The organism is Terrisporobacter glycolicus ATCC 14880 = DSM 1288 (genome assembly GCF_036812735.1).
Taxonomy (GTDB): Bacteria; Bacillota; Clostridia; order Peptostreptococcales; family Peptostreptococcaceae; genus Terrisporobacter; species Terrisporobacter glycolicus.
On sequence record NZ_CP117523.1, the window covers coordinates 3,517,687 to 3,534,138 of the forward strand.

Genomic DNA, 16,452 nt, shown 5'->3' on the forward strand with positions numbered 1-16,452 from the left:
TTATAATTTAATTTCTTCATCTATATTAAATAGATATAAATACTTTTCTTTAACTTTTTTACCCGTAAGCTTATTTAAAGCCTCTGCATATAAGTCTAACTGTTTTTCATATCTATTTATTACATCTTGTTTGTTATCTTCATCTATATAGTCTGTTTTATAGTCTAATATTACTATTTCATCTTCTTCCTCAAAGTATAAGTCAATTATACCTCTAAGCATTAGACTCTCCTCTTCATAGGTTGCCCTATTATTTTGAATATCTTCATTATTTAAATAAATATCGTTCATTTTTATCTGAGAATAAATACTTTGCTCTCTTTTTATTAAATGCGATGATAATGCTCTTTTTCCTATATTAGATTTGAAGAATTTATATATTTTAAAAGGATTAATAACTAGTGATTGTTTTTCACTTATTATTTCTCTTTTAATTAAATCTTTAATTTGAGTTTTTATTTCATCTATCGTATTTATTTTATCTAAATCAAGAACTTCCATAACTAGATGGACTATTGTACCCCTTTCCTGAGGGCTTATTTTATTCTTTGCTTCACTTTCTTGAATAAATAATGGTCTTTTTAAAGTTATTTTTTCTTCATACAAAGGTTGTGAATAATCTTCTTCATGAATACTTTGCATTTTTTTGATTTCTGATACAGATATACTGGCAGAAACTTTTACACTTTCTTTGTAAGGATATAAGTAATTTAACTTTTCACTTATTTCCTCCTTATAATCAGCTTCAGTACTTTTTTCTTCCATTTCTTTTAGTAATGTTTCTATATTAGTTTCTTCTTCTTTTTCTTCAACTATTACATCTTCTTTTTCCCATGTGTCTAAAGACCATTTAGAGTCATGATTAGATTGTGATAAAGTTTCTATATCATAGGCTTTTCTTATTTCCTTAAAGTCTTTATGTTTTAATACAGAAGGCATAATCCAATCTAGATAATTTCTAGCTTTTAACACATCATACTGAGAAACTGGATTATCACCATCTAAGTTTTTGCCCCACTTATGTAGTGTTCCTGGAATATCTTTTACAGCACCAGTTAATATAAGTTTTTCTTTTGCTCTTGTTAAAGCAACATATAAAATTCTCATTTCTTCTGAAAGATTTTCCAAGTTCATCTTATATTTTAAAGCCTCTTTTGCAATACTTGGATAAGAAATACGTCTATCTATATCTACAAGCTGTGGCCCGAAACCTAATTCATAGTGATATAACATATCCTTTTTAAAGTCCATTGTGTTGAAGTTTTTGCTCATGGCAGAGCAGAATACTATTGGGAACTCTAGTCCTTTACTTTTATGTATAGACATTATTCTTACAACATTGGCATTTTCACCAAGAGTTTTGGCACTTCCCATATCTGAGTTGGATTTTTTTATTTTATTTATAAAGTTTATAAAATTGAAGATTCCTTTAAAACTTGTTTCTTCAAACTGCTTTGCTCTTTCAAATAAAATCTTTAAGTTAGCTTGCCTTTGACTTCCACTTGGAAGTGCTCCTACATAAGCATAATATCCACTTTTCATGTATAAATGCCATAAAAACTCATCTGTACTCATATACAAAGATTTTTCTTTATATTCTTTTAATTCTCTTAAAAAACTTCTACATTTTTCTCTTATTTCCTTCTTTCCATCATCTTCACTTTCACTAATTAATCTTATACATTCATAAAGGTTTGTATTGTTGTTTTCCAATCTAATATCTATAAAATCTTCTGGTGTAAATGAAGTACAAGGAAGTATTGGTGATTTTAAAACAGATAGTAAAGGTATATCTTGCATTGGATTATCTATTATTCTTAAAAATGCCATTACAGTTTTAATTTCTATAGTATCAAAGTATCCCATTCCCGTATCTGCATAAGTAGGTATTCCCATATTTATTAATTCATCGGCAAATACTGGAGCCCACGCAGATGTTGCTCTAAGTAAAATCACTATGTCTTTAAAATCTACCACTCTATAATCATCTAACTTTTTATCATATACTTTATGTATATTTCCTTCTTCATCTGGCAACATTAAATTTTTGATTATTTTCCCAACCATACGAGCTTCCAATTGTATATTATCTAACTCTTCTTCTGGTTGTTCTTCTTCATTTTGGTTTTCTTCAGTAGTTTTTTGAGCTTTTTCCATTAGATGAATTTCTGTAGGTCCTCCCACAATTACTTTTTCTTCTAGGTTTTCTTTAAAAGAAGCTCCTAAGTTTAATGCCTCTTCTTCTGTATATTCAATTTCACCTATGTTTTTACTCATAATATTTTCAAATACATAGTTACAGCTGTCTATAACTTCTTTTCTACTTCTAAAGTTTTTATAAAGCATTATTTTTCTATTTTTTTCACCTTTTTTCGTACCATAAGTAGCATATTTGTCTAAGAAAATTTCTGGCTTAGCTTGTCTAAATCTATAAATACTTTGCTTAACATCTCCAACCATAAATCTATTTTGGGTTTTAGTTTTTGCTATAGTTGAAAGTAAAACTTCTTGTACAAAGTTTGAATCTTGGTACTCATCTATAAATATTTCATAAAACTTATCTCTGTACTCTAGAGCTATATCACTTCCTATAGCTTTACCATGCTCATCTTCTAAAAATTCTCCATTTTCATCTTTTTTTATTAATATGTCTAGAGCAAAATGTTCAATATCATTAAAGTCGATTATACCTTTTTCTCTTTTTCTTTCACTATATAACTCAATAAAACTTTTAAGTATTTTACTTAAAGAACCTACTACAGGATATAACATTTTTATTTCTTTGTTTAAATCAGAAATATTTTTGTTAAACGTGGAACTTTGTATAGACTCTAAAGATTTTTTTGCATCATCTCTAATTTTTTTAGCTTTATCTTTAGCATCTTTTATATATTCCTCTGCTCCCTTAGGAATTCTTTTTACTCCTTTTGCATAATTTTCAAATTCCAAAGAAATAGCCGCTCTATATGCCTCTTCCCAATTTTCTTCACAACTATCCAGTAATCTTTTTATCATTTTATACTCTATTTTTAATTTATCGGCAAAAGTTTCTAATTCTTCAATACCTTCCACCATTTCTAGTGCTTTATCAAAGTTTTTAACTATACCATTAATTTGAATTTTTATAGTATCTAAAATAATTTTTGCCCACTTTGATGTGGAAAAATCAAAATTATCATCTATATTAAAGTCATTTACACTGTCTTCTAACCATTTCATTGGATAAGGTGAAGACATTACAAAAGAATAAATACTAAGTACCATTTGTTGTAAGTTAGTATCTCCTCTCTTTTCACTGTAGCTCTCCACTAATTTATAAAAATCATCTTCTTTTTCTTCATAAAACTCTTCAAAAATTTCTTCTATTGTTTCTAACTTTAAAATACTACATTCTGTTTCGTCACCTATTCTAAAATTAGGGTCTAGATCGATTTTATGGAAGTTTGATTTAATAACCTCCAAACAAAAGGAATGTATTGTCGTTATACTAGCTTTATTTAAAAGCACTAGCTGATTTTGTAAATGGCTATCTTCTGGATTTTTCTCCAATGCCTTACCTATAGCATCTCCAATTCTTTCTCTCATTTCCGCTGCTGCTGCATTGGTAAAGGTAACTACTAGTAAGCTATCTATGTCTACAGGTTTTTCTTTATTCGTTATTATTTGTATTATTCTTTCAACTAATACTGCTGTTTTTCCCGAGCCAGCAGCTGCTGCTACTAGTAGATTGCAATCTCTACTATCTATTACTGCTTGTTGTTCATCAGTCCATTTTGGTGAGCTCACTATTTCTTAACCTCCTTCTCCATTAGTTTTATTACTTCTTCATCGCTTTTATCATTAAGAATTGTATACGTATTTCCTTTTATTGATGGATCAAACTGGCAAATTGATGAATAAGTACAGAAATCACAAGATGTCCCATTTTTATTTTTACATGGAATTATGCTTATATCTCCTCCTACCATTCTTTCACAAAGGTCTTTTACTTCGTGTTTTACATATGCTCTTAATATATCAAACTCTGGCTCTGTAACTCCTTTGGTATATCTACCTATATTTCCATTTTTGTCAAAATTAGCTGGTATAACTAAAGATGTTTTTCGCTCTCCTTCTTTAAGAGACATATCCATTTCTCCGATAATGTCTACATCTTTTAACACCAATCCGTTCATTCTAAGTTTTTTTAATATTTCTTCATTTATTACAGCATCCTTTTGGTCTTCGTTGCTTCTTACAATAGGGTTATCTATTCTGTTATAAAGAATAGCTGCTGGTTTTAAGTTTGATTTTTTATGTCTATCACTGTCTATAATTGCGTCTAAATAAACTAATAACTGCAATTGTAATCCATAATAAACTTCTGTTAAGTTAATAGATTTATCTCCAGATTTATAATCTATAATACGAATATATTTGCTATCATCTTTTTCCAACTCATCTATTCTATCTATTTGACCTACTAAAGTTACTTCTTGGCCATCATTTAATACTAATTTTATAGGTGGGTATTTCCCATTTTTCCTAAAACTAACTTCGTAGTCAACAGGTTCAAAGTTTCCTTGTTTTATTTGCATAGAAATAATACTAATTGCTGAAACTAGCATCTTTTTCAATCTATATGCCAAATACTTGTATCTTTCAGAAGAATTTAAGATAAACCCAGGTATTTTGCTTATCATTTCATCTACAATAATAGATACTCTACTTCTAATATAGTCTTCATCTATTTCATGCCAATTTAATTTATCTTTGTTTAAAGATTTAGAGAAAATATCAAGTATATTATGTATAAATGAACCTAGGTCTGGTGCTGTAAAAGAATATTCTTTTCTTTCCTGTGCTTTTAACCCATATTGAATAAAATATGAGAATGGACACTGAGCATATCTTTCTAGCTTGGAAATACTTAAGTTTTTATTTTCATATAATTGTTTAATTTTTTCTCTTTCTACTTTTTCCACTTGGTTGGTATAGCTTAGTCCGCTTACTACTTTTTCCAACTTATTCTTATATTCTTCGTCACCTAAGAAATATCTATATAAATCTAGATAAACTTCATTAATATCTCCTCTAATTTCAAATTCCTTAATAGCATTAATTAGCTCATTAAAAGTAGGTGCTTTTACTGTTATATTGTCTAAAGCTGTATCCGTAGAATTATCCAGACCTTTCAGCACATAACTTTTTATGTTAATATTAGGGAATATCTTTTTAAGTCTAGATATAATTATAGAAGGTCTTAGAGTCTTCCCTTCATGATCTGATATGGGATAACTTATTGTTAAGTTTTCACTCGTATAAGTTAATGCCTTATAAACTAAAAATTGCTCTTCATAAGTCTTTGTCTTACTATCTATATCAACTTCTATTCCTTTTTCACCTAAAGAATTTCTGTCTTTATCACTTAAAAGCCCACTTTCCTTTGAAATCAGTGGGAATATACCATCAGTAGTTCCTATTAAATAAAGATGTTTTGTGTTTGAGTTTTTCATTCTGTCCACAGAACTTACTAAAACTTGGTCCATACTTGGAGGCACAAGTCCTAACTCATACTCATCAAATCCTAAACTTATTACCTTCATAAATTTATCCAAAGATATTTTTTCATCACCCATTAACTCTACCATTTGATCAAGTATATCTACTACTATTTGCCAAACTTGTGAGTATTCTTTAGCAATTTCCAAATCGCCTTTTTCATTGAAGTTGTTAATTAATTTTTCTAAAGTTTCTTCTATATTAATATCCAATAAAAACTCATACACATAAGTACATATTTCTTTGACAGTTTTATTTTTCTTATCCAGCTTATTTTGCAGTTTTATAATCGGTTCTAATATTTGATTTCTAGTTTCATTGATTCTTTCTTTTTGCTCCAAATCAAATTCACTTTCTTCTGCCAAATAATTTTGATTAACTTTATACTCCCATTTTTCTTCAAACCACTTTTTACCTGTAATTCCGTTTTGAAGTACATAATTTTCAAGTAAACTTATATCTTCATCACTTACACCTATAAGTCCACTTTTCAAATATCTAAACATTGTCTCATAAGAATACCTTCTGTTTCTCATTTCTAATGCAGAAAGAATTAAGACTATAATAGGATTACTCTTTGCCTCTCTTTTTGAGTCTATAAAGTTTGGAATTTCATATTCCTTAAAAATTGAACGCACTAAAAAATCATATCTATTTAAATCTCTTGTTGCCACAGTTATATCTTTATATCTTGCTTTTTGCTCTCTAACTAAATGAACTATATCCTTTGCCACTTGTTCTACTTCATCATATAAATTATTAAATTCTTTAATTTTTATATGCTCAGTTTCTTTTTCATATTTTCTATAAGGATATGCATGATAAAAAGCTTCTAAATGTTGCAATTCTTCATTCCCATTAAATCTTTTTACATTTTCATTATTTAAATTTATGTTAGTATGAATTTTTACACCTTCTTCTGCCGCAATTTTATATAGCTTTTCATAAGTATATTTTGTTCTTGAGAAGGCATCATTTTTTGAATATGTAAATTGAGTTAAAGAATCTATAGTTAAGGAAATATAAACTTCTTTAGCTTGTTTTAATAATTCTTTTAAAATACTGTACTGATTTGGTGTAAAACCAGTAAATTCATCTATATAAATGTAAGCATCTTTAAAGTAATCACATTGTTGTAATTTTGAACCTAAAGATGTTAATAAATCTTGAGAATCCACGTAATTTTCATGTAGATTTTTTTCAAATTCTCCATAAATCTTAGCAATATCCATCAACTTATATCTTAAAGTTTCATTTTCTATTTCTCCTGCTATATTTTCTAAAACATCTGGTGATACATTATATTGCTTTAACTCAGATATAATATCTGTTATAGATCCTACAAAACCAGACTGTGTAGAAGACCTTCCATAAACTTTAAGGTCATTACTAATTTTATCTATGGATTTGTATATAATCATAGCCTTTCCACTGGAGTTAATATTAACATCAGTAAGCCCCCCCACCTTGGAGAATACTATGCTACTCATGGTTTTAAAACTTAGCACTCTACTTCTTAAATATTTGTCCTTTTCCTCTCCTTGGAAAAGTTTAGACATATTTTTTTCCATCTCAAATGAATATTGTTCTGGAACTAAAAGAATTACAGGACTAGTTTCGTTGTCTTGTACTCTTTTTTTTATTTCATTTAGCATAAAGGTTGTTTTTCCTATTCCACCTCTACCTAATACAAATCTAAGACCCATAAATGTCTTCCTCCAAAATTTCATAATTTACAGCTTCACTGTTACAAAGCTTATTAAACTCACAGTATTTACAGTGGTTTATATTTTTATTTATATTTTTTTCATTATTAAAATCTTCATTTTCTATATTATCAATAATATTTAAAATCTTCATTTTATTTTCTTCATGAAGTTTATCATCGTATTTTATAGTCACTGGTTTATTTTCTAATGCTGGCTGATAATAATTCATACTTATATTCTCAATTTTATAATTTGAATAAAAGTTTTTTCTTATTATCTCTTCAGCTAAAAACATATAAACCATACTTTGCATTCTATTAAGTGCATTTTTATATGTAATTTCCTGGTTCTCAGTTTTCCAATCCCAAAGATTTATTTTATCCTTCTCTATTATAACTAAGTCAACTTTTGCCACAACTTTTCGTCCATTTAAATTTAAATTCATTTCATATTCTGGCAAATATATATTACCTTCTTCAATTGGCAACAGATCTTTTATTTTATTTATCCATTTATTAAAATTTTTATCTTCACATTTTCCTATGGGAATATTAGAGAAATATCTTTCGCACAATAAGTGAAAATCTCTTCCATATTTTAAGCTGTCATAATATTCCCTACTTCCTAAATCATCATGTTTCCAATTTATATTATCTATATATTTATATTTAAACTTAGAAGGACATGATTTATAAGTATTTAGAGAGTTTTGACTATATGTAAAATATTTTAATTTATCATTCATTTAATCATTCTCCTTTTTTATCTATAATACATTTTAATATATTCAAATACATAGATGGATTTTGTTTTTTCTTATCTGTAGAAGAATTTTTTGCACTGGCAGACAAAATTAGCATCTCTTTTGCTCTTGTTATTCCTACATATAGAAGTCTTATTTTTTCTTTAATTAGACTTTCTTTAATTTCTTTTGAGTAATTTTTAGTTACTTCACCATTTAAGAGAAAATCTATTTCTGCTTTTATATTTGCTTCTGGATTTTTATATTTTTCTTTTAAATACCACTTATCACATTGAAATTTTTGGTAAATATTGTCCGGGAAATTAAACTCTGTCATTCCCAATAAAAATACACAATCCCACTCTAACCCCTTTGATTTGTGATAATTGCACACAGTTATACTTCCAGGTAATGGCTCGTATCCATTGATTTCACTAACAACCTCTATTATATAACTAAAAACTCTGTTTTTCCTGTCACTTAGCAAGTTATATATTTGTTGTAGATTTATACTGTTGTTTTCTGCTACTAAATACTTAACATAAAAAGCCAAATAATCTACTATTGCTCTTTCCTCTTTTTCAATTATCATTCTGTCTCCAATGAAAAGAATCAACTTATCTATTCTAGTTAAAGGATATTCTATAATATTTTTCAAATTTTGTATTCCATATAAAAAACTTTGGTATAAATCACTATCTGTGTCTATTATTATATCTTTTGAGCATTCATCATCATATAATAGATTTTCCACAGTTAAATGTTCTTCTCTTAATAATTGTATAAAATCTTTTTTTCCTTCTTTATTATCGGTTTTTATATAAACTTTATCTAATACTTCTATTAATTTTTCTTTGTCGTCACAATTGAGTATAAAATCTATTACTAATGCAATATTATCTATTACTCTTCTTTTTCTAAGAGAATTAGGTCCCAACTCTTCAAATTCCAAATCTTCTTTTATAAGTTCTTTTGCAACTAAATTTACATGATCATTATATGGAACTAATATTCCTATACTTTTATCTGGGTATTTTTTATTAATATTTCTCACAAACTTTACAGTATTCTCTATTTCATTATCAAAAGTTTCATAATATTTATAGCTAATTTGATATCTATCCGGCTGAGGATTTTCTTTATACCCTCTATTTTTAGGAACTGTTTTAATATCCATATCTTCCAAAGCATCCTTACACTCTGGCTGTAAATTTTGAGTTACATATCTTACTAATTCATTGGCAAGATTTATTACGTCTTTTGAGCTTCTATTTGACATATCCATCCTAAAACAACAGTCACTGTTTTCTATGAAATTTTTAAAAAACTTTGGGTCTGATGAAGAAAAAGTTCCTGTTATACTTTGATTTATATCCCCAACTCTTACAAGATTATTATGCTCTTCACAAATAAGTCCTATTATCTTTCCTTGAATTTCATTTGAATCCTGACACTCATCTTCAAATACATATTGGTATTTATTTTGATATTTTCTTTTTAAATCTTCATCAATACTTAAGGCTTTATATGCCAAAATCAACATATCATCATAGTCTAATAATCCATTGACTTTTAATTTTTTTTCATACTCAGTATAGATAGGAAGAATTATTTTTAAAACACCCCTACGATTTTCTTTCATATATTCATTTAATTTTTGTGGAGTAATATCTTTGTACTTAAGTTCACTTATGGTATTTTGAACTAAATCATAAAACCCCTTATCCCAAGCCTCTAACTGTCTATCTGCCCACATTTGATCTTTTTGCTCTTTCACAAAAAATCTAAATGCTTTTTCTCCCCCATTTAACTTGAAATTATTAATACAGTCACCAAGAATCATAGTTTTTTGCAAATCATCAGCTATATTAAAGTCTTCATTTAACATAACTATCTCTGGCTTTTCTTTTATAATTTTTACAGCCAAAGAGTGTATGGTCATTACTTCATAAGAATTTTTATCTTCTATATTTTCATCTTCAAGAATTTTCTTTATTCTAACCTTAAAGTTGTTCACTGCACTATTCATATAAGTTAAAATAAGTATCTTTCCTTTACCCTGTCTATTTTCTTCCAAAAGTTTTGCTACTAAATTTGTAACTATAAAAGTTTTACCAGCCCCTGGCACTGCAGGAACTGCCATTTTTCCACCTTCATACTTAATTATAGGAAGCTGGTCCTCTCTGTAATTTATCTTATCCATTAGTTATTTCTCCTTTATTCAAAAGCTTTAATAAAAGACTATATAGCATACTTTCCTGCATAAATCCATTTACACTATACTCACTTTTAAAAGCATATATTTTCTCACTATTTAATAGCAAGTTATAGATTAAATTATATAGATAGTATTTTTTGTTTCTATCTTCCATTTCATCACTATAAATTTCTTTTTCATTGAAAGATTTTCTAAGAACTAATGGATTTGCAATGTCTTTTTCTATTTTCATATTCCAAGCATTACTTCCTACATCTACCCATAATTGTATCTTTCTATTTATATTTGCACTTATATATGTGTAAGGCGTTGTAATAATTACTTTATCACTATTTTTCATATCTTCGATATCTGCAGATACATAATAATCATTTATATTATCTTTTAAACACCTTACAAATACTTCATATTTTTCTTTTTCTTCTATATTTAATTCCTCTAGTATTTCACTAAAAATATCCCCTTGTTTTATAATCTCCTTGCAAAAGTCAACATTTTTCTTACCATCTTTAAGGTGAAGCATTTTTTCTATATAAAATTGTAATAAAAACTCACTTATCCTCAAATTATCTTTTTCTTTGTTTTTAATATATTCAATTAAACTTTTATATTGTTGATTTTCATGTCTTTTGTTAAACATTTTTATAGCTCTTATCTTATTTATATCAAATAATACTTCTATAAAATTTATGTACTCCTCTTCTTTTATTAAATATTGCAAATTATAGAAAATACAAGTGGCCACAACTAAAGCGTTGGCATAAGGATGATCAATAATTTTATTATCTAGTTTGGTATTAGCTACTTTTATCTTCTTATACTTTAATTTATTACATATTTTGTAATCTAAAATAGAGTTATTTATAGGTGAAATTATAACAATGTCTCTTAGATTTTTACCTTCCTTCATTAATTGTAAAAGTTTTTCTGTTACACCTTCTATCATTTCATCATATAGATGATACCCCTCTTCCAGTTTTATACTTTGATTTTCTTTATACAAAGATTTAATACTTACTGTTTCTAGATCATATAATTCTTTTTTAAAATACTCTTTTACTATGTTTTCTTCTATATAGGATATATCCACATTTTTAAATGAAGAGTAGTCTTTACTTTTATCATAAAAAATATATCCACACTCTACCTCATTTAAAAGCTCACCAATAAAATCACATTCACTAACACTTGCATTTTCCAAACTGTCTACAATTAAATATCTATATTCTTTTTTCAATCTTTTTCTATAATCTTCATTATTTAATAAATAATTATTGTATAAATATACAGCTATAGAATTATCAATTATTCCATTTGATAACAAGGTTTCCATATAAAAATCTACAACTTCCTGCATTTGACTATAAGAATATCTATTTAAATCATTTCTATTTTTCTTAGAATTATATATTTTCTCTCCTATATTGTTAATATCTATATTATTAAAGCAACTTTTACTTAGATTATCTAATATATTTCTACATATACTTTTATTTGTACCCACTATATCTTCAAAATAATTTTCTTCTTCTCTTGTCTTATTTATATATTTCGTAATAATATACTCACTTAAGCTTTGGGAGATAAAAGAGGGGCTTATTTTGTTTACTTTTATTTTGTCACAATTATTTTCTATTATTGGCCAGTATTTTATTAACTCCCTTTGTACAAAGTGACTGTATGTGGTAATTCTTAATTCTTCACTAAAGGGAAGATTTATTGTTCTCATATAACTTAATTTAGTAATTCCATTTGGTACTAAAAAAAGCATATCTTTTGATCTATAATTATTTTCTTTTATTATGTTTTCATATATATTAATTATTTTTTCTTTCTTTTTGTTTAAATCTACTTCTTGGAATAAATATTTCATCTAATCACCTTTTTCTAAAGATTTCATTTTTATCTATCTATAATTATATAATATTTTCTATTTTTTTACTCAACTTAGCAAAGTAAATTTATATTCTTTGCATATCAAAAAATAAAAAAGTCTATGTTCTAATATAATAATTAAAACATAGACTTTTTCTATTACATACTTTGTTTAATTTTGTTCTTTTTTTTCATCTAATTTTACTATCACTACCTTAACCACTATCCATAATATTATTGCTGCTATAACAAATATAATACCTCTTCTAACAGTAATTGCACCTGCTAAAACACCAGTAAGCATACAAATTAACCAATCTATTGGACTATATCTAAACTCTGAATATTTCATATGATGTCTTTTATCATATGCATATGTACCTAGTCCAAATAAAATAAAAAATACCCCCACTACAGTTCTTACAATTTCAATTGTATCCATAATGTACCCTCCATATTTTTTACTATTCTTGCTTGCATATATAGTAGCAGATTTTTTCAGGTAGATATATATTTCTAAGAAATTAATTAGATTATAAACTTTAATTTGTTTGTTTTATCATTTCAATAAAAGGTTTAAGTCTTGTAGTTATCAATAAAATCATTTAGTACTTGAAATTCTTTTGTTATCTAGTTTAATATTAATCACTAGTGCAAATGCAATTACACCATACATTATAAATGTTCTAAAATATTCTCCTAAGGCTACGTTGTCAAAGAAGTTTTGACCTGCTAAAGGAGATAATACAAATAATATATGTAAAATCACAGTTCCATAAAGAGCATTTTTTACAGATGCTCTTTTTATTGAAGCTCCACCTGCAAGTAAAGCCGCACAACTCATAACATCTGTGTTCAAATGTTCTGTATAAACATTTAATGACCCTATATTTTGTAAATATATAAATTGACCTATAGCCGCTAGCACTGTGGAAATTATCATAACTATTATTCTGGTTTTATCTACTGATATTCCCAAATTCTCTGCCTTTTCTTCGCTAATTCCTATTGCTTTTATTCTTTGTCCAAGAGAAGTGTTCAAAATATAGTAAACTATAAATCCTGTGAAAATTACTACTAGTATTAAAAATATAGATACACTTATTCCACCTATTTTTATACTACCAAAGCTCTCAAAAAACTCTTTATAGCTTTTCAAGTCAACCATATTTTTTACACCTATGCTTGTACTAAGTGCTATCTTTTCATTATTAATAGGAATTAAAGTTCCAAAGCCTGCCATAAAAATTAACTGGTAAATATAATTAGCCAAAGCAGCAATAACAATTGAAGTTATCATCTCCTTACCTTTAACCTTGTTCATCAATTTTCCCAATATATATCCTATAATCAAAGCTAAAATTACGCTAATAATAAAAGTCACTAGTACTCCTATTCCACCTTGCAAATTTAAATTTAAACTAACTAAGTATGCTCCTTGAGCTGCCATTGCTCCAACAGTTATTCCAAAATTAAGTCCCATTCCTGCAGCTATTGGAATTACTAAGGATAAAACTAATATACCATTTCTAATAAATCTAACTGCCACCTGCTCACCCACTAATGTTAAGCTCACATTAGCTAGATAGAAACATATTATTATTAAAAACATAAACAATAAAGGAATTCTACTACTTTCTTTTTTCAAAAAAACCAAAGATAAGTTATTATTTTTCATTAGGCTTTTCTCCTTTCTTGTTTTAAGAATGCATAAAGAATTATTCCATTAGTAATAATCATACGAATAATTTCTGCCATTTCTGGAACCAATAATTGATTTGCTATTGGAGTTGATAATAAATATATACTTTGATATAAAAATGTTCCTAAAACTGCATGAAATAATGTTGCCCTTTTACCTATACATCCACCTATCAAAATTGAAGATATAGCTGGAAAAGTAAAGGATGAAGGCGAGTTGTAAAGCTCTACAAATCCATAGCTCTGAGCATAAACAATTATTCCAACACCTGCAATTATTGTAGAAATTACTACAGCTTTAATTCTTGTTTTATCTATATCAACACCTGATAAAGTGCAAAAGATTTCATTTTCACCAACAGATTCCATAAGCTTTCCTTTTCTTGAGTTAAAATATAAATATATTAAAGTGGCAATAACAACGTAAAACATAATTAAACCTATTGGTATTTCAATATTATTTACTTTTACTACCCATAAATCGTTTAATACTCTAGCAAAATAATTATCTAGACTAATTTTCGGTCTAAGTCCCTTACCTCCTATAGGATATAACATTTCTCTATTTGAAAAAGGAGCCACAGTCCAGAAGAAATTCATTATTGGAATAAATGCAAATCCTATAAACATAGCTGCAATATCTTCTTTTCCTTTAACATGATTTAAAATCTTTCCATATATTATTCCAAAAATTATGGCTACTAAAATAGATACTAATATGGCCATAAAAAATCCTAAAAATCCACTTAATCTAAATTGTATTGAAACACACATTCCAATAAGTCCTGCAATAATACCTATAGGCAAACCAAAGTTCATACCTACACCTGCATTTATCATAGGAATCATGGCAAGTACCAATACTCCATTCATTACAAATTTTACAAATGAACGACTAAGAAGTTCTCTCATATCCATATTTAATTTATAAGCTATTATAATTAATAAAAATAAAAATCCACTAATTATTATTTGAGGCTTCTTGATTTTCATAATATTCGCCCTCCCCTGTATAAGCTAGAGTAAACTCTTCATCACTACTGTTTGGAGGTAGTATATTAGATAACCTTCCTTCACATAAAACTGCCACTCTATCACTGATTCTTTTCAATTCTTCTAATTCACTAGAAATTACTACTACTGTCATATTATTTTTTTCATTCATTTCAAGTATCATGTCCAAAATTTTTTCTTTTGCACCTATATCAACTCCACGAGTAGGTTCTAGAAGAAATAAAATTTTAGGATTCATACACAAAGCTCTAGCTATACAAATTTTTTGTTGATTTCCGCCACTTAGTTGCATAACTTCCTGATTTTTGTCTACGCATTTTATTTCTAATCTTTCTATATAATTCTCAACTGTATCATTTATTTTTTCTTTGTCTTTTATTTTAAATAATTTCATTATTTTCTTTAAAAATTTATTTTTCCCATATAATCCCGAGAAAACTATATTGTCTTCTACAGAATGTTCCATAAGCAATCCCATTTTTTTTCTGTCATCTGGAATTAAAAATATACCTTTGTTAATATTCCTCCTTATATTACTAACATTAATAATTTCATCTTCCATAATTACAGTACCCTCAGATGGAAATAGTCCCATAATTCCATATCCTAATGCCAACTTACCATGACCAGATAAGGATGTAATTCCTAATATCTCACCTTCTTTTATATCTAAATCGATTCCCCTAAGCTCTTCTCCTGGCATATTTACAAAGAAATTCTTCATTGTAAGTATCTTTTCATTTTTATTTTTTTTACTATCTCGTTTAGTTTTAATAACTTCATAACCCATCATGGCATGTGTTAACTTTTTTATAGTCATTTCTTCTTTTTTATATTGTGTTACTATATGACCATCCCTAAATACAGTAACCCTGTCACATATGTCCTTTATCTCATGTAACCTATGAGATACAAATATTATTGTCATTCCATTGTTTGCTAAGTTTTTTATAACTTGCATAAGTTTTTTTGAATCTTCTTCATTTAATACTGCTGTTGGTTCATCCAATAATAATATTTTTAGTTTATCGTTATCTATTTCTCTAGCAATTTCTACAAATTGCATAGCATTTACTGATAAGTTTTTTATTAATAATTCTGCATCAATATTAAATCCTAGTTTTTTCAGAATTTCTCTAGCTTCTTCACTATTTTTATTTTTATCTATATATGCTAAATTTTTGCCTAGAATTTTTTGTGTACTTTTAATTTTATTTTCCCTTGTAAGTTTGATATTTTCCCATACACTCATTTCTGGTAATAAAGTGAATTCTTGATGAATCATACCCATACCACATTTTATTGATTTTTCTGGACTATCCATATTTACAATATTTCCATCAACTATTATATCACCTTCATAGCCCCCACTATGTTTTATAACTGAATTACCAAATAAAATATTCATAAAAGTACTTTTCCCTGATCCATTAGGTCCTATAATTCCATGTATTTCTCCCTGTTTTATTTGTAGATTAATATCATGTAGTACCTGTACATTTCCAAAATATTTATTTAAATTTCTAATTTCCAGTGCAAATTTTTCCACTTTTATTCTACCTCTCTGCTTAATTAAAAATAGGTTAATACAAAATATATTTATAATAAATATTATATTTTGATTAACCTATTTTCTTTTATATTTTAATTTT

Annotated in this window: 9 protein-coding genes; all 9 read right to left on the reverse strand. The window is 27.1% G+C overall.

The window, feature by feature from the left end; all coding sequences use genetic code 11:
* The 9 genes from addA to TEGL_RS17235 all read right to left on the reverse strand — a co-directional run bounded on the left by addA (position 1) and on the right by TEGL_RS17235 (position 16,349).
* Positions 1–3,786, reverse strand: coding sequence for a helicase-exonuclease AddAB subunit AddA (gene addA, locus TEGL_RS17195; protein ID WP_018591710.1), 3,786 nt, complete (start codon positions 3,784–3,786; stop codon positions 1–3).
* Complete coding sequence (gene addB / locus TEGL_RS17200; RefSeq protein WP_018591711.1) at positions 3,786–7,247, reverse strand: helicase-exonuclease AddAB subunit AddB; 3,462 nt, start codon at positions 7,245–7,247, stop codon at positions 3,786–3,788. The genes addA and addB overlap by 1 nt, the downstream gene beginning before the upstream one ends.
* Entirely contained in the window at positions 7,237–7,995 is a 759-nt protein-coding gene (locus tag TEGL_RS17205) for a PD-(D/E)XK nuclease family protein (protein ID WP_018591712.1), read from the reverse strand. Before TEGL_RS17205 ends, addB begins: the two co-directional genes overlap by 11 nt.
* A gap of 4 nt (positions 7,996–7,999) precedes the next feature.
* Positions 8,000–10,195, reverse strand: a complete 2,196-nt coding sequence (locus TEGL_RS17210; protein WP_018591713.1) for an ATP-dependent helicase — start codon at positions 10,193–10,195, stop codon at positions 8,000–8,002.
* Positions 10,188–12,083, reverse strand: coding sequence for a hypothetical protein (locus TEGL_RS17215; protein WP_018591714.1), 1,896 nt, complete (start codon positions 12,081–12,083; stop codon positions 10,188–10,190). Before TEGL_RS17215 ends, TEGL_RS17210 begins: the two co-directional genes overlap by 8 nt.
* A 174-nt stretch (positions 12,084–12,257) precedes the next feature.
* Positions 12,258–12,527 (reverse strand): hypothetical protein, encoded by a 270-nt coding sequence (locus tag TEGL_RS17220; protein WP_018591715.1) that lies wholly within the window; start codon positions 12,525–12,527, stop codon positions 12,258–12,260.
* Between the two features lie 159 nt (positions 12,528–12,686).
* On the reverse strand, positions 12,687–13,763 hold the full coding sequence (locus TEGL_RS17225) for an ABC transporter permease subunit (protein WP_018591716.1): 1,077 nt from the start codon (positions 13,761–13,763) through the stop codon (positions 12,687–12,689).
* On the reverse strand, positions 13,763–14,779 hold the full coding sequence (locus TEGL_RS17230; RefSeq protein ID WP_018591717.1) for an ABC transporter permease subunit: 1,017 nt from the start codon (positions 14,777–14,779) through the stop codon (positions 13,763–13,765). The genes TEGL_RS17225 and TEGL_RS17230 overlap by 1 nt, the downstream gene beginning before the upstream one ends.
* A complete protein-coding gene (locus tag TEGL_RS17235; RefSeq protein ID WP_018591718.1) occupies positions 14,748–16,349 on the reverse strand; it encodes a sugar ABC transporter ATP-binding protein in 1,602 nt (533 codons plus the stop codon). Before TEGL_RS17235 ends, TEGL_RS17230 begins: the two co-directional genes overlap by 32 nt.
* Between the last annotated feature and the right edge of the window lie 103 nt (positions 16,350–16,452).